17 protein-coding genes are annotated in these 21,991 nt (G+C 41.7%); 13 read left to right on the forward strand and 4 right to left on the reverse strand.

Annotation, left to right across the window (positions count from 1 at the left end):
* Window positions 1-19: 19 nt before the first annotated feature.
* From holA to GWD08_RS01620, 3 genes are all read left to right on the forward strand, one after another.
* Complete coding sequence (holA, locus tag GWD08_RS01610; protein WP_159563985.1) at window positions 20-1,057, forward strand: DNA polymerase III subunit delta; 1,038 nt, start codon at window positions 20-22, stop codon at window positions 1,055-1,057.
* Between the two features lie 87 nt (window positions 1,058-1,144).
* Window positions 1,145-1,753 carry a superoxide dismutase SodA gene (gene sodA, locus GWD08_RS01615; protein WP_159563986.1) on the forward strand — a complete coding sequence of 203 codons (609 nt, stop codon included), beginning with the start codon at window positions 1,145-1,147 and terminating at the stop codon, window positions 1,751-1,753.
* Between the two features lie 393 nt (window positions 1,754-2,146).
* Entirely contained in the window at window positions 2,147-3,211 is a 1,065-nt protein-coding gene (locus GWD08_RS01620) for a serine hydrolase (protein ID WP_231700353.1), read from the forward strand.
* A gap of 159 nt (window positions 3,212-3,370) precedes the next feature.
* On the opposite strand, the gene queA is transcribed toward GWD08_RS01620, so the two are convergent.
* Window positions 3,371-4,399, reverse strand: a complete 1,029-nt coding sequence (queA, locus tag GWD08_RS01625; RefSeq protein ID WP_159543703.1) for a tRNA preQ1(34) S-adenosylmethionine ribosyltransferase-isomerase QueA — start codon at window positions 4,397-4,399, stop codon at window positions 3,371-3,373.
* A 347-nt stretch (window positions 4,400-4,746) separates the two neighbouring features.
* Between queA and nagB the strand changes: the two genes are divergently transcribed.
* The 10 genes from nagB (at window position 4,747) to alaS (ending at window position 17,002) form a co-directional block, all read left to right on the forward strand.
* Window positions 4,747-5,451: a glucosamine-6-phosphate deaminase gene (gene nagB, locus GWD08_RS01630; RefSeq protein WP_159563987.1), complete on the forward strand. Its 705-nt coding sequence runs from the start codon at window positions 4,747-4,749 to the stop codon at window positions 5,449-5,451.
* A gap of 66 nt (window positions 5,452-5,517) precedes the next feature.
* Window positions 5,518-6,234, forward strand: coding sequence for a pseudouridine synthase (locus tag GWD08_RS01635; RefSeq protein ID WP_159563988.1), 717 nt, complete (start codon window positions 5,518-5,520; stop codon window positions 6,232-6,234).
* Between the two features lie 77 nt (window positions 6,235-6,311).
* Window positions 6,312-7,457: an MFS transporter gene (locus GWD08_RS01640; protein ID WP_159563989.1), complete on the forward strand. Its 1,146-nt coding sequence runs from the start codon at window positions 6,312-6,314 to the stop codon at window positions 7,455-7,457.
* A 78-nt stretch (window positions 7,458-7,535) separates the two neighbouring features.
* On the forward strand, window positions 7,536-8,489 hold the full coding sequence (locus GWD08_RS01645) for a competence protein CoiA (protein ID WP_159563990.1): 954 nt from the start codon (window positions 7,536-7,538) through the stop codon (window positions 8,487-8,489).
* Between the two features lie 9 nt (window positions 8,490-8,498).
* Window positions 8,499-10,301, forward strand: coding sequence for an oligoendopeptidase F (gene pepF, locus GWD08_RS01650; protein ID WP_159563991.1), 1,803 nt, complete (start codon window positions 8,499-8,501; stop codon window positions 10,299-10,301).
* A 51-nt stretch (window positions 10,302-10,352) separates the two neighbouring features.
* The gene (locus tag GWD08_RS01655; RefSeq protein WP_159563992.1) at window positions 10,353-10,967 is read left to right on the forward strand and encodes an HAD-IA family hydrolase; all 615 of its coding nucleotides are present in this window, start codon (window positions 10,353-10,355) and stop codon (window positions 10,965-10,967) included.
* A gap of 158 nt (window positions 10,968-11,125) precedes the next feature.
* Window positions 11,126-12,346 (forward strand): L-lactate MFS transporter, encoded by a 1,221-nt coding sequence (locus GWD08_RS01660; RefSeq protein ID WP_159563993.1) that lies wholly within the window; start codon window positions 11,126-11,128, stop codon window positions 12,344-12,346.
* A gap of 42 nt (window positions 12,347-12,388) precedes the next feature.
* Window positions 12,389-13,090, forward strand: a complete 702-nt coding sequence (locus tag GWD08_RS01665) for an O-methyltransferase (RefSeq protein WP_159563994.1) — start codon at window positions 12,389-12,391, stop codon at window positions 13,088-13,090.
* A gap of 70 nt (window positions 13,091-13,160) precedes the next feature.
* On the forward strand, window positions 13,161-14,108 hold the full coding sequence (gene prsA / locus GWD08_RS01670; protein ID WP_159543721.1) for a peptidylprolyl isomerase PrsA: 948 nt from the start codon (window positions 13,161-13,163) through the stop codon (window positions 14,106-14,108).
* A gap of 275 nt (window positions 14,109-14,383) precedes the next feature.
* Window positions 14,384-17,002 carry an alanine--tRNA ligase gene (gene alaS, locus GWD08_RS01675; protein ID WP_159563995.1) on the forward strand — a complete coding sequence of 873 codons (2,619 nt, stop codon included), beginning with the start codon at window positions 14,384-14,386 and terminating at the stop codon, window positions 17,000-17,002.
* Between the two features lie 378 nt (window positions 17,003-17,380).
* Here alaS and GWD08_RS01680 read toward each other — a convergent pair whose 3' ends face one another.
* The 3 genes from GWD08_RS01680 to nrdF all read right to left on the reverse strand — a co-directional run bounded on the left by GWD08_RS01680 (window position 17,381) and on the right by nrdF (window position 21,943).
* Entirely contained in the window at window positions 17,381-19,141 is a 1,761-nt protein-coding gene (locus GWD08_RS01680) for an LPXTG cell wall anchor domain-containing protein (protein ID WP_159563996.1), read from the reverse strand.
* A gap of 322 nt (window positions 19,142-19,463) precedes the next feature.
* Window positions 19,464-20,717, reverse strand: a complete 1,254-nt coding sequence (locus tag GWD08_RS01685; protein ID WP_159563997.1) for a chloride channel protein — start codon at window positions 20,715-20,717, stop codon at window positions 19,464-19,466.
* A gap of 266 nt (window positions 20,718-20,983) precedes the next feature.
* Window positions 20,984-21,943, reverse strand: coding sequence for a class 1b ribonucleoside-diphosphate reductase subunit beta (gene nrdF, locus GWD08_RS01690; protein ID WP_159543729.1), 960 nt, complete (start codon window positions 21,941-21,943; stop codon window positions 20,984-20,986).
* Between the last annotated feature and the right edge of the window lie 48 nt (window positions 21,944-21,991).

Raw genomic sequence — 21,991 nt, forward strand, 5'->3', positions numbered from 1 at the left:
AAGATGGTATAATAAAAATATGATTGCATTGGAAGAATTACAAAAACTGACAGTTGACCAACTCGGTCCTTTGACCCTTGTTACAGGAGATGATGTTGGTCAATACACTGAGCTTAGAGATACACTTTTAAGCAAAATTGGCTATGATAAGGATGACCTCACTTATTCTTTTTTTGACTTGTCAAACACTAGTTATAAAGAAGCAGAAATGGATTTGGTTAGTCTTCCCTTTTTTGCTGACTATAAATTTGTGATTTTTGATCAATTGTTAGACATTACAACAGCGAAGAAGGCTTATTTTAAAGAGCAAGAGCTAAAAGCTTTTGAAGCTTATCTGGAAAAGCCACTTGAGAGTACACGCTTAATCATCCTTGCCCCTGGTAAATTAGATGGGAAGCGTCGCTTGGTGAAATTACTTAAGCGCGATGCTCGTGTCTTTGAGGCGACTCCGCTTAAGGAGCAAGAGTTTAAACGTTTTTTTCAAGCTTATGGTGATCGTTTAGGCCTCTCATTTGACAGTGGTGTCTTTGATAGGTTATTAGTAAAATCAAATGGTGATTTTGGTCAAATGGTTAAAAACCTAACCTTCTTAAAAGACTATAAACCAGATGATTCTATTACGTTAGATGACATAGAAGAGGCTATCCCCAAAACCCTCCAAGATAATGTGTTTCAATTAATAAAACATTTATTACGAAAAAACGCTTCTAAGGCTAGCTCTTTGGTGCATGATTTGCGTCTACAAGGTGAAGATGAGATTAAATTGATTGCTATCTTACTGGGGCAATTCCGACTTTATTTGCAGCTTGCCATTTTACAAGAGAGTGGGAAAAATGAGCAGCAAATGCTGGCCCATCTTTCTACAGTCATGGGCCGTAAGCTTAACCCTTATCAAATCAAGTATGCTTTAGCCGATACAAGATCTCTTTCTATTGCTTATCTAAAAACCGCGGTAGGGCAGCTCATTGAGACTGATTATCAGATAAAAACAGGAGTCAATGATAAAGCATATCTCTTTGATATTTGCTTGCTAAAGCTAATGGCTAGCCCGCTCTGATAACCCTTTATGGTCTGGGCAAATTAGTTGAAAGCTCTATCAAATTGCGTTACTATGGTTTTAGACTATAGGAAAGAGGATAAAACAATGGCAATTACCTTACCAGATCTTCCGTATGCGTACGATGCACTTGAACCGCAAATTGATCAAGAGACAATGACTCTTCATCATGATAAACACCATGCTACCTATGTCGCTAATACGAATGCGGCTTTAGAAAAGCATCCTGAAATTGGCGAAGACTTAGAAACCTTACTGACCAATCCTGACACCATTCCTGCTGATATTCGACAAGCACTAATCAACAATGGTGGAGGCCACCTTAACCATGCTTTGTTCTGGACATTATTATCTCCAGAAAAAACTGAAATTACAACAGATGTGGCTAAAGCTATCGATCAGGCCTTTGGTTCTTTTGATGCCTTTAAAGCTGCGTTTACTAAAGCTGCTACTGGTCGTTTTGGTTCTGGCTGGGCTTGGCTTGTAGTAAATAAAGAAGGTAAGCTAGAAGTGATTTCTACAGCTAACCAAGATACACCGATTTCCCAAGGCCTAAAACCCATTCTTGCTTTAGATGTCTGGGAACATGCCTATTATTTGACGTATCGCAATGTCCGGCCAAATTATATCAAGGCCTTCTTTGAAATTATCAACTGGAATACAGTTGCTGAATTGTATCAAGCTGCGCTAGCTTAATACCTCTTTAAGCAAATTTTAATACCTACCAAGTTATCTTACGAACTTACAATGCCTGTAGATTGAAGAATGTCCTTTTGGGTCTGTTTCTTCAATCCTTTTTATTTGCTACAATAATAGGCTTAATTATCTCTGGCGAACATTTCGGTTAGTTTGCTTCAAAGACTTAGTTGATAAACACTGGCGTTCAAGTTGGCCGTGTATCTGAGTGGAAAATCTTGCCCAAGGGCCAGTTTAGTCAGATTATGATAGCTTATTTTATTACAAACTGTTGACAAAAAATATATTTTTGGTTACATTAGTAATAATTATGAAATATTTTTGTAAAATAAAGAAATCCTGATCGTTATTTCTTGGATTTTTTATTATTAACCAGGCAAAGGAGTTCAAGTTTTGGATAAGAAAAACCGCTCTGTCTTGAGGGAACAATCTACTCTGCTTATTCTGACCTGTGTCACCTTATTCCTTGCAGGAATTATCCTATCCACGTTACTGATTGCTAATGCGAAAAGTGAAGATAGGCCATCAAAAGCAGTGGTTAAGCACGAACAAGCTAAAAAACCTTTTAAGCCTAAGTCAGTTGAAAAATCTCAGGCAGCTAAACAAGCTGTGATGGCACATGATTTAGAGCGAATGAATGCTCTCAATCTTTATTATGACTATCCCAATCTCTCCTTAGCTGCTACGGTTAAGGCTTATTTACAAGAATATGGTATTGATCCCTCACAGGTAGCCTTTTCTTACAAGGATGTGCGCACAGGTAAAACAGATGGAATGAATGAAGTGGTGCCAATGACTGCAGGGAGTACTTACAAACTTCCTTTAAATATGCTTGTGCTTGATGAGGTCGCAAAGGGTAAACTCTCGCTGACAGAACGCTTTGATATTACCCATACCACCTATGAGTATCAAGGAGAGCATGCTGCCTATGTTAGCCAATTTAAGGGCGCGATGACCATTCCTCAGATGCAGGAATATTCGCTGGTTTACTCTGAAAACACACCAGCCTATGCTCTAGCTGAGCGATTTGGCGGACTTGATCAGGCATTTAAAGCCTTCGATCGTTACGGAAAATCACGTTCAAAAGAACTTCCAACGATCGCTCGAGCGGGCAATAAGACGACAGCAAGTTATTACCTGCAAGTTCTAGATTACTTATGGAAACACCAGGACAGCTATAAGCCGATTCTTGATTGCATCGGCCGTTCCTTTCCTGGGCAATATTACAAAACCTATCTCCCTGATCTAATCATCTATCAAAAGCCAGGCTATGTTCATGAAGCGCTCAATGTTGCTGCTATTGTTATGGAAAAGTCACCCTACCTCGTTGCAATCTATACGCGTCAGCTAGGAGGAACAACTCCAGAAAGTCAGGAGATTAGCCCTTTAGGCTATAATCAATTAGCTGCGCTGACCTATGTGATAAATGAATGGCACCGGGTTAACCAAAATCCCTAAAGCTTGGGCCAAAGTTTTCTTTGGTATAAAAAATAGCAGGACATTAAACTCTCTTAGAATTTAATGTCCTGCCATTTTAGTCATTTTAGTGTATTACAAGGCCCAAGGTCTCGTTAGGACTAAGTCTTAAAAATAAGCCTTTTTCAATCTTTAGTGCCTTTACATCACAAACATGGCATCGCCAAAGCTAAAGAAACGGTATTTTTCGTGAATGGCATGCTGATAGGCTTCTAAAACAAAGTCTCGCCCAGCAAAGGCTGCCACTAACATGACAAGTGTTGATTTGGGAAGGTGAAAGTTGGTTGAAAAGGCATCAACAACTGTAAACTGGTAACCAGGTTTGATAAAAATAGTTGTCCAGCCAGAATCTGCTTGGATTTCTCCTTTGAACTTAGAACCAATTGTTTCGAGGGTGCGAATGGATGTCGTTCCTACGGCTACAACGCGGCCGCCTTTGGCTTTGACTGCACGCAGTGTTTGCGCAGCTTCTTCACTTAGGGAATAAAACTCCGAGTGCATCTCATGTTCTTCAATATTATCCACTGAGACTGGTCGAAATGTGCCTAAACCAACGTGTAACGTGAGATAGACCAGGTGCACTCCCTTTGCTTGAATGCGTTCCAATAGCTCTTGTGTAAAATGGAGCCCAGCAGTCGGAGCAGCAGCTGAGCCATTTTCTTTGGCATAGACTGTCTGGTAGCGTTCTGCGTCGTCTAATTTTTCGTGGATATAAGGGGGAAGAGGCATTTCTCCTAAACTTTCCAAGACTTCTAAGAAAATCCCAGTATAAGAAAAGGCAACGATGCGGCCACCATGTTCAAGCTCTTCTAATACCGTAGCTGTTAGGCGTCCGTCTCCAAAAGAGATTTTTGTGCCGACTTTTAAGCGTTTAGCTGGTTTGGCCAAAACTTCCCATTGGTCCTCTCTGATGTTGTTTAAAAGGAGCAGTTCCACGTGGCCAAGTGTGTCTGTTTTTTGGCCGTGGAGGCGGGCTGGTAGGACACGAGTGTTATTCATAACCAAAGCATCACCTGGGTTCAATTGATCAATGATATGGTCAAAATGGCTATCAACCATTGTTTTTTGCTGGTGATCAATGATTAGTAATTTTGAGCTATCACGTTTCTCAAGCGGGGTTTGGGCAATCAGCTCCTCAGGCAGATCAAAATCAAAATCATTGGTATTCATAGCTACTCCTTTGTTACTATTGTTACTTTTCTTTTAGCTGTACTATTATATCACGACTAGGCAGGAACGTCATCTGATTGACCAGTTACTTTTCTTTGATGACCAAATGAAAAGCCAGGTCTATTGTCTCCGCTAACCATGAACAGCAAAATAATCAGTGTGGAGGAAAAGGTTTAGAGAGTTGGCTGTTTTTCGTTTAAAGCAGGCTATGTTTAAGGTGTAGGGAGGAGATTTGTTTGTTTTCTACCAACCTTATTGACAAATTGTTGGAGAATTAAAAATAGTTTCCTTGACAAAAATTGGTATATACCATATAATAGGTATATACCAGTAAAGGAGCTTAGCAGATGAAACTAATTCGTGTTGAAAACCCAGCAGAAGGTGGCAAAATTGCCTTTACTCTCCTTAAGGAGCAAATGAAAGCAGGTGCTAAGACTTTAGGCTTAGCAACAGGCAGTACGCCAGAAACGTTCTATCAAGAAATCGTAAAGAGTTCACTTGATTTATCAGATATGACCAGCATTAATTTGGATGAATATGTAGGCCTAGCTGCTAGCAATCAGCAAAGTTACCATTACTTCATGCATAAGCACTTATTTGATGCTAAACCCTTTAAGGAAAACTTCCTACCAAATGGTTTAGCAAAAGACTTGGCAGCTGAAGTCAAAGCTTATGACCAGCTGATTGCTAAACACCCAATTGACTTTCAAATCTTAGGCATTGGGCGTAATGGGCATATTGGTTTTAATGAACCAGGCACATCGTTTGAAGTCACCACACATGTGGTTGATTTAGAACCAGACACCATTGAAGCGAACAGTCGCTTCTTTGCAAGCAAAGACGAGGTGCCTAAGCAGGCCATTTCTATGGGGATTGCTTCGATTATGCAATCAAAAATGATTGTCTTATTGGCCTTTGGCAAGGAAAAAGCAGAAGCAGTGAAGGCCATGGTTGAAGGACCAGTTACCCAAGACTTGCCAGCTAGTATTCTTCAAAAGCATCCCAATGTTGTTGTGATTGTTGATCAAGCAGCAGCTGAACTGTTAGACTAAGAGCAACGTTAGAGCCAATCGCAAGGCTCTTTTTTTCTTGTGCCAAAGTATGCTAAACTAGTTACTATGCGATTAGATAAACTATTAGAATTAGCAAAAATTGGCTCGCGCAAGCAGGTCAAGCAACTTCTGGCCCGCAAGCAAGTGCTTATTGATGGGCTACCAGCTTGGTCTGCGGCGCAAAATTGTGATCCAGGTTTACAAGTCATCACGGTTAAAGGGCAGGTTATTAGGGATTTTGCAGCCCAGTATTTTCTCTTGCATAAGCCTGCGGGCGTTGTGTCTGCTTGTTGGGATACTACCTATCAGACGGTCCTTGATCGGGTTGATCCTAAGCATGTTTATGATAACCTTTATCCGATTGGTCGATTGGATCGCGATACAGAAGGCCTAATATTAATCACAAATAATGGTCCGCTAGGATTTCGGATGTTGCATCCGAAATACCATGTGTCTAAGACCTATTTTGTCGAAGTGAATGGCTATTTAGGCCAAGATGCTTGTCAATTCTTCAGCCAGGGTGTGGTCTTTGCTGATGGGACCAAGTGTAAAGCTGCGCTTTTGGAAGTTATGGCTAGTGGAGCGACCCTTTCTCAGGCCCAGGTAACTATCTCAGAAGGTAAATTTCACCAAGTTAAGAAAATGTTTTTGGCTTATGGGGTTAAGGTTGTCTATTTGCGCAGAACGGCTTTTGCTGGTTTTACTTTGGGCCAACTGCCTGTGGGTGCTTTTCGGACTTTAACTGCGGAAGAACTGCGGCACTTAAAAACGTTCTTAGACTAGTGTGTTCATTCACAATACTTGCAGAATTGTGAAACACTCTATATACTAGTGACGTATTATTAAAAAGGAGTTTTTCAATGAAAGATAAGTTATCATCAAAAGTGGCGATTTTATCGATTTCCATTTTTTTGATGTCGCATTTGGCTATTGCTCCAGCAATTCCTAAGATGTTTGAGTTTTACCATGCGCAAAATCCGCAGCTTGGGCTAGCATCTGTAGAAAATTTGGTGACCATCCCGGCCATGATGATTACGATTTTTGTCATGCTCAGTCCCTTTGTAGTGGCCAGGTTAGGTAAGAAAAAAACAGTTCAATTGGGTTTGATCCTTATTTTAATTTCTGGTTTGGTCTCGTTTTTTACACGTCAGTTTGTCGTTGTTTTGGTTTGCCGCTTATTGTTGGGGATTGGGATTGGTTTGTATAATTCTCTTTCCATTAGTATTATTAGTGATCATTATACTGGTCAAACTCGGGCTAATATGATTGGTCTACGTACGGCTACTTTAAATATTGGTAAGGCTCTAACGACCTTTATTGTTGGCTTGGCACTGCTGGTTGGTGTTAACTATACTTACCTCGTGTATTTACTGGTTATCCCGGTCTACTTTTTCTTTAGCAAATTTGTGCCGGAATCAACACAAGATCCGCATTCTGTTAAGGCTATGGCTACTTTTGATCGGTCGGCCTTGTATTTGATGTTAATAACGTTTTTTGTGGGGATTAGTTACATTGGGGCAACCATTAAAATACCAACTCTTTTAGTTAGCAAATACCACTATTCGAGTTTTTTTGCCAGCAATATCTTAACCGTTTTGGCTGTTAGTGGGATTATCATTGGTATTGTTTTTGGTTATCTAACACGTGTGCTAAAAGAAGGAACCCTGTTACTCATGATTGTGGCTATGGGACTTGGCAATCTGCTGTTAACTTTTGGAAATTCAAAAATCCTCTTTGTTGTTGCGGCTATTTTGATTGGTGCCAGTTTTGTAGGTACGATGTCATCTGTCTTTTACTATATTGCTAAGCACTATTCCCTAGCTCATAATAATTTTATAACGAGCTTAGCACTGACAGCAGGAAATATCGGAGTTATCTTGACACCTGTGGTATTAACCAAATTACCTAGTGCTTTACACTTAGAAGCTTTTATCACACCCTTTTATATGACCAGTGCCTTAATGTTGGTTTGTATGGGACTTTATAGTTTACTCAAAAAAGTTTAAATCATTGCCTGTTGCCGTACACAACAGGCATTTTTTTTCGAATAGATAAGTGAGGTCTATTTGGAAAGGAAGTTTGTGATGCTCTCAGCGATTAATCAGCAAGGCCAGGTCATCTCTATTTTGAAAGAACCGCCTAAAGATGCCATTTATTTTTGCCCAGTGTGTCATGGCGAGGTGCTCGTACGCCGGGGACCGATAAAACGCCCGCATTTTGCCCACCGGCAGTTAAGCCAATGCCCACATGAAAGCTCAAATGAATCAGCCGAGCATCTCGGTTTAAAAGCACTCCTTTATCATTCCCTATCTGCTAGTGCAGATGTCATTGTGGAGTATTATTTGCCAGAAATTGCCCAGATTGCCGATCTGTGTGTTAACCACAAACTGATTTTAGAAGTACAATGTAGCCCCTTATCGCTTGAGAGACTGAGCCAAAGGACACAGTCTTATCAGGCAGCTGGCTTTACGGTGCTTTGGTTATTGGGCCAAAAGCTGGCGCTTAAGCAGCGACTGACAGCTTTGCAGCGGGCCTTGCTGCAGTTTTCCTGGCAAATTGGCTTTCACGTGTGGGAGCTTGATTTACAAAAATCAGTGATTCATTTGCATTATATGATACACGAGGATTTATTTGGCCGCCTGCATTATCTCACTTATTCCTATTCTTTAAAAAAATCGATCCTGCCCTTGTTGCGGTGGCCATATGTGCCTAAGCTGTCTCCGACAATGCAGGTCACAACAGATCGGGATTTGCTTTTGAAAATTCAAAGAGCCTTATACCAGCGTGACCCTCGTTGGTTAAAAATCCAAGAGCAGGCTTATTTGCAAGGGGAGAATATATTATCTTACTCAGCGCAAGCCTTTTACCCACCACTTAGGCCCATTATAATTGATGCAACGCACTGTTCTTATCATCCAAAACTGCTCAGCTATTATCAAGCCTATGACAGTTATTACAAAGAAATGTCTAATAAGCATGTGCAAACGCTTTATGCTCCAGACTTTTATGTTAAAATGAAAAGGAAGAAAATATACTAGGAGGATTCTATGTCAGATAATCGCAGCCATTTAGAAGAAAAATATACGTGGGATTTAGGGACCATCTTTGCCAGTGATGATGATTGGGAGCAGGAGGTGCAAGCTCTTAATGCCGCACTTGATCAGGCTAAGAGTGATGCCGGACACTTGCTAGATAGTAGTAGTCAGTTATTACGCATTACCCAGACCCAACTGGCCTTATCACGCCGGATTGAGACAGTATATGTGTATGCGCACATGAAAAATGACCAAGATACAACTGTGGCTAAATATCAGGAATATCAGTCCAAGGCTGCAGCTTTATATGCCCGCTTTGGAGAAGTTTATTCCTTCTATGAACCAGAGATTATGGCTTTAGATGAAGAGACTTTGATTGACTTTGAGGCTCAAGAAGCTGGCCTAAAGCCCTATCGTCATTATTTTGAGCGTCTGCTTAAGAATAAAAAACATGTATTGACGCCGCATGAAGAAGAGCTCTTAGCTGGGGCACAGGAAATTTTCAATGCCCCTGAGGATACCTTTGGCATTCTAGATAATGCTGATATTTCGTTCCCAACGATTGTAGATGATCAAGGCCAAGAAGTGGAAATAACGCATGGTAATTTTATCAAACTGATGGAATCAAAAGACCGTAAAGTCCGGCAAGCTGCTTTTGAGGCTCTCTATCAAACCTATGAACAATTCCAGCATACTTATGCAAAAACCTTACAAAGCAATGTGAAAGTCCATAATTTCCAAGCACGTGTTCACCACTATGATTCAGCGCGTCAAGCAGCTATGTCTGCTAATTTTATTCCAGAAGCTGTCTACGATACGCTACTTGCCTCTGTTCATAAGCATCTGCCTCTTTTGCATCGCTACCTTAAGTTACGGCAGGAGGTTCTAGGACTTTCAGAATTAAAAATGTATGACATTTATACCCCTTTGTCGGAGGTGGACCTGGCCGTATCTTATGATGAAGCACTGGCCAAAACAGAAAAAATCTTAGAGGTCTTTGGTCCTGATTATGCCAAGCGAGTGCACCGTGCCTTTACTGAGCGTTGGATTGATGTTCATGTCAACAAAGGGAAACGTTCAGGCGCCTATTCTGGTGGTGCTTATGACACCAATGCCTTTATGCTGTTGAACTGGCAAGATACATTAGATAGTATGTATACCCTAATCCACGAGACAGGTCACAGCATGCACTCAACCTTTACCAGGGAAACGCAACCTTATGTCTATGGTGATTATAGTATCTTTTTAGCCGAGATTGCCTCAACAACTAATGAAAATATTTTGACAGAAGCTCTCCTTAAGGAAGTGACTGACGATAAAGAGCGTTTTGCGATTCTAAATCATTATCTTGATGGCTTTAGGGGGACCGTTTTCCGCCAAACACAGTTTGCGGAATTTGAATTAGCAATCCACCAAGCTGATCAGGCTGGCCAGGTGTTAACCAGTGATTATCTAAACAACCTCTACGCCACCTTAAACGAAAAGTATTATGGCTTACCAAAAGCCGAAAATCACTACATTCAATATGAGTGGGCACGTATTCCGCATTTTTATTATAACTATTATGTCTACCAATATGCTACTGGTTTTGCTGCGGCCAGCTACCTAGCGCACAAGATTGTCCATGGTCAGCCAGAAGATATTGAGCGTTACTTGGCTTACTTGAAAGCGGGTAACTCAGATTTCCCACTAGCAGTTATCGCCAAAGCAGGTGTTGATATGACAGATACGACTTATCTAGATGAGGCCTTTGCTGTCTTTGAAAAACGTTTAACAGAATTAGAAGCACTAGTGGCAAAAGGCGTATTACATTAAGATGGGCTGTAAGCCTTAAAAATCAAAGAGATAAGGGTGAGGGTGTGAGATATGACAAAAACAGCATTTATTTGGGATTTTGATGGAACCTTGGTTGAGTCTTATGAGGCTATTCGCCAAGTGATTCAAGAAATGTATCATGTGTATGATCTACCTTTGGATGAGGCATGTGTCATGGACTTTATCTTAAAAGAGTCTGTTTACTCGCTACTAAAGGACATTGCGCGGGCCTATCGCATTCCCTTTAAAGAGTTGCTGACATTCTTTAACCGTGAACAAGAAGTGCGTGATCATATGATAACTTTGATGCCAGCCACTAAGGAGGTTTTAGAGTATACTCAAGAACAAGGAATTGATAACTTTATCATTACGCACAAAGGTGCAACGACCCAAGCTGTTTTAGAAAAGCTAGGCATAGCCACTTACTTTAAGCATGTCCTTACAGCACAAGATGGCTTTAAACGAAAACCGCATCCAGAATCCATTACCTTTTTAGTGGATACTTATCAGTTAGATAAGCAGCATACCTATTATATAGGTGATCGTTTGTTAGATGTTCAGGCAGCTGAAAATGCTGGCATTAAATCACTTAATCTCACCCAGCCTGATTCTAAGGGAAATAGTCATATTGACTCTTTATCAGCCATTACTGCCCTTGCTTTATAAACTCAAAGAGATAAAAACCTTGATTTCGAGCGCCAAGCTTTTTGTCTCTTTTTCAGTTAAACATAATCTTTGACGAAAGGTCTAAGTTATCATAAAATAAAATCCTGACGATAAATAAAAAAACAAAGAAAATATTCGTTTTTTGGAAAGAGGTTTTTGTGAAAATAACCAATCGATACGTTGTAGCAACTGCAGGGGTAATATTACATTTGATGCTGGGCTCTACCTATGCTTGGAGTGTCTTTCGTAACCCCATGATGACAGAGACAGGCTGGTCTCAGTCCTCCATTGCCTTTGCGTTTTCATTAGCTATTTTTTGCCTAGGCATGTCGGCAGCGTTTGTTGGTCGCTTTGTCGAACGTTTTGGTCCTCGTCTTGTTGGCTCTTTTTCGGCCATTTTCTATGGTGGCGGGACGATGCTGACTGGTTTAGCCATTCAGCATCATAATCTTACCTTACTGTATTTGGGGTATGGGCTTATTGGTGGGTTAGGGTTAGGCGCAGGATACATCACCCCAGTATCAACCATTATTAAGTGGTTTCCTGACAAGCGCGGCTTGGCTACTGGCATGGCGATAATGGGCTTTGGTTTTGCCTCTTTATTAACCAGTCCCATTGCACAGCTCTTAATGACGAGTAGGGGAGTGGTTGAGACTTTCTATTTATTAGGCTTTCTTTATTTTAGCGTTATGATTATTGCAGCGCAGTTTATTCAAAAACCGAGCGCTAGCGAATTTGCAGCTGTAAGTAAGAGCATACCAGGCGGTGCGGCCTTAGAGCAAGGGTACAGTGCTCATGAAGCGATTCGCACACCAGAATTTTATACCTTGTGGTTCCTTTTGTTCATTAATATCGCTTGTGGCTTAGCTCTGATTTCGGTAGTTGCACCCATTTCGCAAGATCTTGCACATTTGACACCTACTGATGCGGCCTTAGCTGTAGGCTTAATGGGGATTTTTAATGGCTTTGGACGTCTGGTGTGGGCTTCTTTATCAGATTGGTTGGGACGATCCATGACCATGATTCTCTTGTTTGTAGTCAATATTCTGATGATGCTTATGCTGATGGTTGTCCATGTCCCTATCATTTTTATTGGTGCTTTGGCTATTCTCATGACCTGTTATGGGGCGGGCTTTTCGCTCATTCCTCCTTATTTGAGTGATCTTTTTGGGGCGAAGGAACTTGCTACCTTGCATGGTTATATTTTAACAGCTTGGGCTGTTGCAGCCTTGGTAGGTCCCATGTTACTTTCTATCACTTTTGAGATTACTCATTCCTATTACAGCACACTTGGATTATTTATTGGGCTCTACACCCTTGCATTTGGCGTTGCACTCAGACTGCATCTGAGCTTGTCTCGTCAAAAACAAATTCTTTAAAAACTCTAGTAAAGTCTAGAGTTTTTTTATATAATGAGAGGTATGGTTCAAACGTACAGTCAAAATGCAAATCGTAACATGCGCCGTCCGATTATTAAGGAGGATGTCCTGCAATTTTTGCGCACCAAGCAGACTCAAAATCAGGGTCATTTAGCAGAATTAGAAGTTTTTGCGAAGTCCGAAAACATTCCGATCATCCAACACGAAGTTGTTGCTTATTTTCGTGTCCTTCTTAAAGCATTAGCACCAGCAAAAATACTTGAAATTGGTACAGCAATTGGCTTTTCTGCTCTGGTTATGGCAGATGTCCTACCGGAGGCTAAAATTGTAACCATTGATCGTAATGACGAAATGATTGCTTTGGCCCAAAAAAACTTGGCGCGCTTTGATCAGCGCAAGCAAATTACCCTTTTACAAGGAGATGCAGCAGATATTCTCAAAGAAGTTGAGCAAGACTTTGATTTTGTCTTTATGGACTCGGCTAAGTCAAAATACGTCGTATTTTTACCGGAAATTTTACGCCATTTAAAGGTTGGTGGAGTGATTATTATTGATGATGTCTTTCAAGGTGGTGACATCGTTAAACCAATCGAAGAAGTGCATCGCAGTCAGCGAGCGATCTATCGTGGCTTACAAAAGTTATTTGAGGTGACACTAGATCATCCTGCTCTAACAAGCAGCTTAATTCCGCTAAGCGATGGGTTATTAATGATTCGTAAGGACCAAGAAGTTGAGCATTTGTAACAGATTAAGTATTATTTAAGAATTTGTGTTATAATAAATTGGTTAAAGACAAAAAAAGGAGTTCATCATTATGAAGACATCACGCAAAATCCTCACAGGGGTAGTCACAGTTGCTTCAGTGCTAACACTGGCAGCCTGTCACTCAACCAGTGAAGGAACAAATGTTATCACAATGAAAGGTGATACAATCACTGTCAGTGATTTTTACAACGAAGCTAAAAACTCTAGCGCTGCACAACAATCCATGCTTAATCTGGTATTATCACGTGTGTTTGAGTCACAATATGGTAAGCAAGTGTCAGAAAAAGAAGTCAAACAATCATATGACAAGACTGCTAAACAGTATGGCTCATCATTCTCAGGTGCTTTGCAACAAGCTGGTTTAACTCCTGAAACGTATAAAAAGCAAATTAGAACAACAATGCTTGTTGAGCACGCTGTTAAAAAAGCAGCTAAGAAAGAACTGACAGATAAAAATTACGAAAAGGCTTATAAAGATTACACGCCAAGTATGACAACGCAAGTCATGGCCCTAAATGATGAAGAAAAAGCTAAAAAGGCTCTGGATGATGTCAAGGCAGAAGGGGCTGATTTTGCCGCAATTGCTAAGGATAAAACAACAGCAGCAAATAAGAAAATTGATTATACCTTTGATTCTGCTAGCACAACACTGCCAAGTGAAGTAATCAAGGCAGCAAGTAAGCTTAAAGAAGGTGACCATTCAGAGGTGATAACTGTCTTAGATTCAGCAACTTACCAAAAGAAATTCTACATTGTGAAAGTACTTAAAAAAGCTGAGAAAAAAGCAGACTGGAAATCCTCTAAACCTCGTTTGAAAGAAATTATCTTAAAAGAAAAAACAAATGATACCAACTTCCAAAATAAGGTGATTTCATCAGCTTTAGATAAAGCAAATGTGAAGATCAAGGACAAAGCCTTTGCTAATATCTTGGCACAATTTGCTTCAAAGAAAGATACAAAGGCAAATAATAATCTAGGTACACCTGTAGGTCAATAAGGATAAGAGATTGACCGACTGGATAAAAAACGATATACTTATAAAAGTTAAGAATTGTCTTTCGGCGATTGGATTCAGAGAAGTGACGGGAGCTGCGAGTCATGGACAATCAGAAAGTACATGCTACTTAATGAAATAGTTGAATATAATAATGAGAATGACAAGTTCATTGAATAGAGGTGGTACCGCGGTTTTCGCCCTCTGTTAAATGAACTTGTTTTGTGTTTGTAAAGGCCAAGCCAACTTGCGCTTTACAAAATAGAAAAGGACATGCTATGAAACAAATGACTTCTGCTGAAATTCGTCAAATGTGGCTAGATTTCTGGAAATCAAAAGGTCACTCTGTTGAGCCATCAGCTAACCTGGTCCCTGTCAATGACCCAACGCTTCTATGGATTAACTCTGGTGTGGCAACTCTCAAAAAATATTTTGATGGTTCTGTAATTCCAGAAAACCCACGGATTACTAATGCTCAAAAGTCCATTCGGACAAATGATATTGAAAATGTTGGGAAAACAGCTCGCCACCATACCATGTTTGAAATGCTTGGTAATTTTTCCATTGGTGATTATTTCCGTGATGAGGCAATTGAGTGGGGCTATGAATTGCTCACAAGTCCAGAGTGGTTTGCTTTCCCAAAAGACAAACTGTATATGACTTATTACCCAGCTGATACTGATTCTTACAACCGCTGGATTGCTTGTGGGGTAGAACCGAGTCATTTGATTCCCTTAGAAGAAAATTTTTGGGAGATTGGTAAAGGTCCTTCAGGGCCAGATACAGAGATTTTCTTTGACCGCGGCGCAGCCTTTGACCCTGAAAATATTGGCATTCGTCTCTTAGAAGAAGACCTTGAGAACGATCGTTACATCGAAATCTGGAATATCGTCTTATCCCAATTTAATGCTGATCCTGCAGTGCCCCGTTCACAATATAAAGAACTGCCTCACAAAAATATTGATACGGGAGCAGGCCTAGAGCGTTTAGTTGCTGTTATTCAAGGGGCTAAAACTAACTTTGAAACAGACCTTTTCTTGCCAATCATTCATGAGATTGAGCAGATGTCTGGCAAAACCTATGACCCAGATGGTGACAACATGAGCTTTAAAGTCATTGCCGACCATATCCGGGCTTTGGCATTTGCCATCGGAGATGGGGCCTTACCTGGTAATGAAGGGCGTGGCTATGTACTTCGCCGTTTGCTGCGCCGGGCTGTCATGCATGGTCGCCGTCTGGGGATTCATGAAACCTTCCTTTACAAATTAGTCCCAACAGTTGGCCAGATCATGGAAAGTTACTATCCAGAAATTCTTGAAAAACAAGACTTTATCCAAAAAATTATCAAGCGTGAAGAAGAAACCTTTGCACGGACTATTGATGCCGGGTCTGGTCATTTGGATCAATTGCTAGCGCAGCTCAAGGCCAGTGGCCAAAACACTCTGGAAGGTCAAGACATCTTCAAACTTTATGACACCTATGGTTTCCCTGTGGAATTAACAGAAGAATTAGCAGAAGATGCAGGTTATCAGATTGATCACGCTGGCTTTAAAGCAGCCATGAAAGAACAGCAAGAGCGAGCACGTGCAGCTGTGGTCAAGGGTGGCTCAATGGGGATGCAAAACGAAACCCTTGCTGGGATTACAGAGCCATCGACTTTCTTGTATGAAACAGAGAGTGTTGATGCCCGTTTGACTGTGATTATTGTTGACAATGAACGCAGCCAAGTGGTTTCAGAAGGTCAGGCCTTGCTGGTCTTTGATCAGACACCTTTTTATGCAGAAATGGGTGGCCAGGTGGCTGACCATGGCGTGATTAAAAATAGCCAGGGTGAGATAGTTGCACATGTGACGGATGTGCAAAAGGCGCCAAATGGCCAAGCCCTACACACCGTCAAGGTCCTAGCTAGTCTAGCTTTAGATGAGGTTTATCACCTCGAGATTGATACTAAACGTCGTTATGCAGTGGAGAAAAACCACACCGCAACCCATTTGTTGCATGCGGCTCTTCATCGAGTTGTCGGTGAGCATGCTACTCAGGCTGGTTCGTTAAATGAAGCAGACTTCCTTCGCTTTGACTTCACCCATTTTGAAGCTGTGACAGCTGCTGAGCTTCGCCAGATTGAAGAAGAAGTCAACCAACAAATCTGGAATGCCCTGACGATCACAACAACAGAAACGGATGTCGAGACGGCTAAAGCAATGGGAGCGATGGCCCTCTTTGGTGAGAAATATGGCAAAACGGTGCGTGTGGTCCAAATCGGAGATTATTCGGTTGAACTTTGCGGGGGAACCCATTTGCACAATTCCTCAGAAATTGGCCTCTTTAAAATCCTCAAAGAAGAAGGGATTGGTTCAGGAACCCGCCGTATTTTGGCGGTTACCGGCCAAGCAGCCTATGAGGCCTTCCGCAAGCAAGAAGATGCCCTAAAAGAAATTGCCCAGACATTAAAGGTCCCTCAAATGGACCAAGTTCCTGCTAAGGTTATGAGCCAAAGTGAGCAGCTTCGCGATTTGCAAAAGGAAGTGGCTGAGCTCAAGGAAAAAGCAGCAGCCGCCCAAGCCGGTGATGTCTTTAAAAATGTCAAGGAAGCTAAGGACTTGCGCTACATTGCCACCCAAGTTACGGTCTCTGATGCCGGTGCCTTACGCACCTTTGCTGATAACTGGAAGCAAACAGACTACTCAGATGTGCTGGTACTTGTCGCTGCCATTGGTGAAAAAGTCAATGTTCTTGTGGCCAGCAAGACCAAGAACGTTCATGCTGGAAACGTGATTAAAGCCTTGGCCCCAATCATCTCTGGTCGTGGAGGGGGTAAACCAGATATGGCTATGGCTGGTGGATCAGATGCTAGTCAAATAGCAGAGCTGCTAAAAGCTGTACCAGAGCACCTATAAGCCTGTCAAAAGGCTGCTTGCCTTGCTAGTCGCCTAGATAGAATGCTGCTAAGTATCAAAATAAAAAACGAGTTGCTACTTTACAATTCGTTTTTTAATGTGCTGAAAGCAAGAAAACTCACATCATTCTAAGGTCAGTAATTTTATTTTTTCTAAAATGATGAAAACAAAGAGAGGCTGACTTTTTCCTTGTGGGTGTTTGTCGCCCTGCTGGCTATCACATGAGCTTTGTGTTGTGTAAAGATGAGCAAAACCCTTCCTGCTGGTAGCAAGAAGGGTTTTGATGTGGATTGAGTCTTAGCTAGCGCCCAAGGAGCGTGGTCCCTAGCTTACTTATAGGAAGAGGAGTTGAAATCGGCTTGCCGATGCCAGCGGTGCTTAGTCTTTCTTGCGCTTGAGGCTAAGGACGCCAGCAGAAGCTATGACAGACAGAGCAGCTGCCGTGAAGAAGCTAGTAGCCGCCTCACCAGTAGCAGGTAGTTGGTTGGCGCTGTGTTTGCCAACTGGTACTGACTGAGCAGCAGGTGCTGCTTGGCTTGCTGTGTTAGCAGCAGCTGGTTTGCCAGTATTTTGCTTACCAGCTGGTGTTTGTGTAGTCTTGCCATCTTTGGCATTCTTAGCGTTGGTATCCTTACTTGGAGCAGCCGGTGTTAGAGTCGTCCAAGGAATGCTGTGTTTCTCAGGCTTAGCCTGTGGAGTTTGGGCACTTGGCTTGTCTTTGCCTGCTTCTGGAGCTTTTGGCTCAGCTGGTTTTTCCTCAGGAACTTTAGGTTCTGGTGCAGGCTTAGGTTGCGGTGTAACCTCTGGTTTTTGAGGAGTCTCTGGCATGCTTGGAGCTTTTGGCTGATCCTCAGGCTTCTGAGGCATGTCCGGCGTTTTCTCATGCTCTTTTTTAAGCATGTCAAGCTTAGTCATCAAGTCTTGCAGTTCGTGTTGGAGTTTAGCCTTGTCCTCAGCGCTGAGCTTGCTTTGGTTTTCAAGCTTAGCAGTCGTTTCAGTTAGCTTACTTTCAAGACTCTTGATAGCGTTTTCCTTTTCAGTGATTTTTGCTTGCACATCAGCTAACTTTTGCTCCAGTTGCGCTTTTTCATGCTCACTAAGTTCCGTTTTCTCTTGCAGTTGGGCTTCAATCTCAGCCTTTTGTTTGGTTAAGTCAGCGACTTTTTCTTGAGCCTCTTTTTGCGCTGTTTCTAAGTCTTTAACTTTTTGTGTTGATTCAGTGACTTGGGTTTCTAACTCACTAATTTTAGCGTTCTTTGCATCTAACTCCTTTTGCAATTGTGTTCTGGTTTGAGTATTAGATGCTTGCGTTGCTTGAAGTTTGGCTTGAAGTTCAGTTGCTTCTTGCTTTTCTTGCTTAAGCTGTGCTTGTAGTTCTTGATTTTGCTGAGTCGCTTGAGCAACTTTTTCTTGACTGGCTTGTAAGTTTTGAGCAGTTTTGTCGGCTTGCTCTTGAAGCGCTTTCATATTTGTCTCGAGATCGGCCTTAGCTTGGTTAGAATTTGTCAACTGTGTTTTAATAGCTTCACGTTCAGCTTCTAACTTTTTCTTGTCTGATTTGTACTGTAAATCCGTTAGACGGAATTGCTTTATGAGTTCTTGTAGCTGATGTTTTTCCTGATTTAATTGATTTGAGAGTTGTTTTTTTTCCTCGTTTGACTTTTTTGCCTCTAAGGTCAATTTCTTAGTTTCATTACTTAATTCGTTATTTTGATTTTCTAATTGGTTGTTTTTATTGGCTATCTCTTCTCTTTCTTTAGTAAGAGTCTTTACCTTTTCCTTGTTTTCTTGATCCTTAGCTTCTAACACTTTATTTTTTTGCTTTTCACGTGTATTTTCTTCTTTAAGCCTACTTACTTCAACCTTGTGAGTAATATCCTCTAGCGCTCGTTTTACTGTTTCGTTAAACATTTTTAATGAACTATAGGTTTGATAATTGCTAGTAGCAACCACTAGCTGTGCTAAATTTCCTTTAACTTTTGTCAGAAGACCGTCAAATTCTTTTTCCAACCCCGTCGTAATTCTTTTTTGTTCATCATATTGTGCATCCGCCTTCACTGTTCCCTGCCCACTCAACAGCCCCGCACTGATGACTAGGCTGGCTAGTACTGCTTTTTTGCCCCAATGACCTTTTGCCATGTTCCTCTTATCTCCTTAGTTCGTTCATTTATCTGCATTTTGCAGCAAAGAACAGTATATATATATATATATATATATACTCAAGGTCAGAAATTGCTGTGTTAGAAAACTTGAGATTAAGTGCTTAGAAAGCGTTTTAAAGGCTGTTTTAATAGGATTTTAGAATGGTAGTGGCTAAAGGAAATAGAATTATGAAATCAATTAGGTAAAGGAAAAATTTTGCCAGGACTGTCATTGTTAATCGCGTCATTACTGCATCTGGCAGTATAAAAAATAGGAAGATCGCGTGGTTCAAAGCATGAATGCACGGTCTTCCTATTTTTTATTGATTTTTTAATGAATGAATGATTGGCTGGAAACGACGCCATAGCTTAGGACTGTAAGCTATCAGCATAGCTAGTGCTAGGGGAATGGATTGGGACCAGGCTTGGCCTGATATTTCAGTGAGAAAGACAATGGCCGCCAAAGGAATGTCATTGATGATAGCTAGAAAGAGGGCAGCGCCAATAATCAAGGCCAATTGAGGATCAACGTTGGTTTGTAGTAGCTGATTACTGTAGTGAGCTAGGAGGTAGGCCAGACCCCCGCCTATCATCATTGCGGGAGCAATTTTCCCGCCATAGGTGCCAACAGCTAGCGTCAAGAGCACAGCAACGACTTTAGTCAGGACTAAGCTTAGGGCGTAGTGGGCATTATAAGGCTGGTGCTGTAGATAGAGTAGGCCCGCCTTGCCATTGCCGAGTATTTGCGGGGTGACATAACTAAGACAAGCAACGACAAAAAAGGCTGCCAGGACGCGCCAAATATAGCTGGTTTTTGTGCGATCGACCTGAGGCAGGCGAGCGATCAGTCTTTGCAAACTAAAGCCTAGTACGCCAAGCAAGGGCGTGGCAAGTAGGATCCACAGCCACAAGGAGGTGGTCCAAGGCGAGAGCGTGATCTGGTATTGGACATCTGCTCCGATGAGGAGACGAACGGTTCCAACGGCGACGAAGGCTGTCACGATAGCAGAATAGACCGTTTTTCCTGAGCGCTTTAAAAAAATGCTTTCAAGGATGAAGATACTCGTAGCCCAGGGGGCATTATAAACAGCTCCTAGGGCAGCACCAGAGGCGCAGCCAAGTAAGAGGCTGCGCTCATGTGCGCTTAAAGGCAGCTGTTTTGTCCAGCCTTGGGTCAAAGCAACTGCAACTTCACGAGAAGCCCCTTCGCGACCAAGGGGTGAGCCCATGGAGACAGTGGTCATCTGTAGAAGTCCGTGGCAGAGATGCGTGAGCGGATTAGGCTGCTTATTGTTTTGCACAGTTGTTTTGATAGATTGCAAGGGAACAAGGAAGCGACTCATGCTATACCAACCACTACCTGCTACCAGACCGGCTGCCATGACCGAGCCAAAGCGGCGCCAAGGGTGCACTTGGGCAATCTTTTGGCTAAAAGAGCCATGGCTATAACCAAAGGACAGTGCTTGAATGAAGTGAATCAGTTCGATTAAAACGACCGCAACAAGTCCTGCGGTTATGCCAGTCATAAGCAGCAGACAGGTCCATTTCAGCCAGGATACTAGTAATTTTTTCATATGTTCTATTATAGCAAACTTGACCAGAAGATGCTTTTCAAATGGTGAGTTTCCATCAGCTCTGGTAAGTCAGGTAGGGACATGTTATTGTATTGCTGTAGCTAAAAAGACCCCGGAGGGTCTTGTTGTTGCCATGTCATCAAGGGTAGTGGCTAAAGCCACAGACAAGGCACAATTGCCAGTGGGCCCCTTTTTCACTAACTCGTCAAGGCTAGGGGATGGCTACTGGATGTTCTCAACAAGATCAGCTGAGTTGGATTCTACGCTTATAGCCCGTAGTTGTAGTCTTCATCAGCCATAGCTTCCACAGACCCGAGTAGGTACCCATTCCCCACTTGTGAGAAAAAGTCATGGTTGGAGGTTCCGGTTGAAATACCATTCATGACAATAGGATTGACATCATTAGCGGTGTCTGGGAAAAGGGGGTCCTGTCCAAGGTTCATGAGGGCTTTATTAGCATTGTAACGCAGGAAGGTCATGACTTCATCAGTCCAACCAACGCCGTCATAAAGCGTCTTGGTATAGAGTTCTTCATTTTCATAGAGTTGGAATAATAAGTCATACATCCATTCTTTGAAGCTTTCTTGTTCGCCTTTTGATAATTCATTAAAGCCGAGCTGAAACTTGTAGCCAATATAGGTACCATGAACGGATTCATCACGAATAATTAATTTAATGATTTCAGCAACGTTGGCAAGCTTATTATTTCCTAAATAATAGAGTGGGGTAAAAAAACCTGAGTAGAACAAGAAGGTCTCAAGATAAGTAGAGGCCACTTTCTTTTGAAGCGCATCGCCATTTTCATAAATGTCGTTAATGATCTTTGCTTTTTTTTGCAAGTATTCATTGTTATTAGTCCACTCAAAAATCTCTTCGATTTCTTTTTTAGTATTTAAGGTTGAAAAGATAGACGAATAGGATTTGGCATGGACAGATTCCATAAATTGGATATTATTAAGCACAGCTTCTTCATGCGGTGTCCGAACATCGGCGCGAATTGCTTCTACTCCGGATTCGGATTGCATAGTATCCAGCAGGGTCAAGCCGCCAAAAACTTTGCCTACTAAATCCTTTTCCTGGGCGGGCAATTTGCGCCAATCATCCAGGTCATTGGATAGAGGAATGCGTGTATCTAACCAGAATTGTTCGGTTAATTTCTCCCAGGTTGACTTATCAATCACATCTTCGATTTCATTCCAGTTAATAGCTTCATAATAGGTAGTCATAGGTAATATCTCCTAAAGAGTACGAGCTGCTCTAAGAGCAGCAGTCAA

The sequence above is a fragment of the Streptococcus halichoeri genome, from assembly GCF_009870755.1.
Classification (GTDB): domain Bacteria; phylum Bacillota; class Bacilli; order Lactobacillales; family Streptococcaceae; genus Streptococcus; species Streptococcus halichoeri.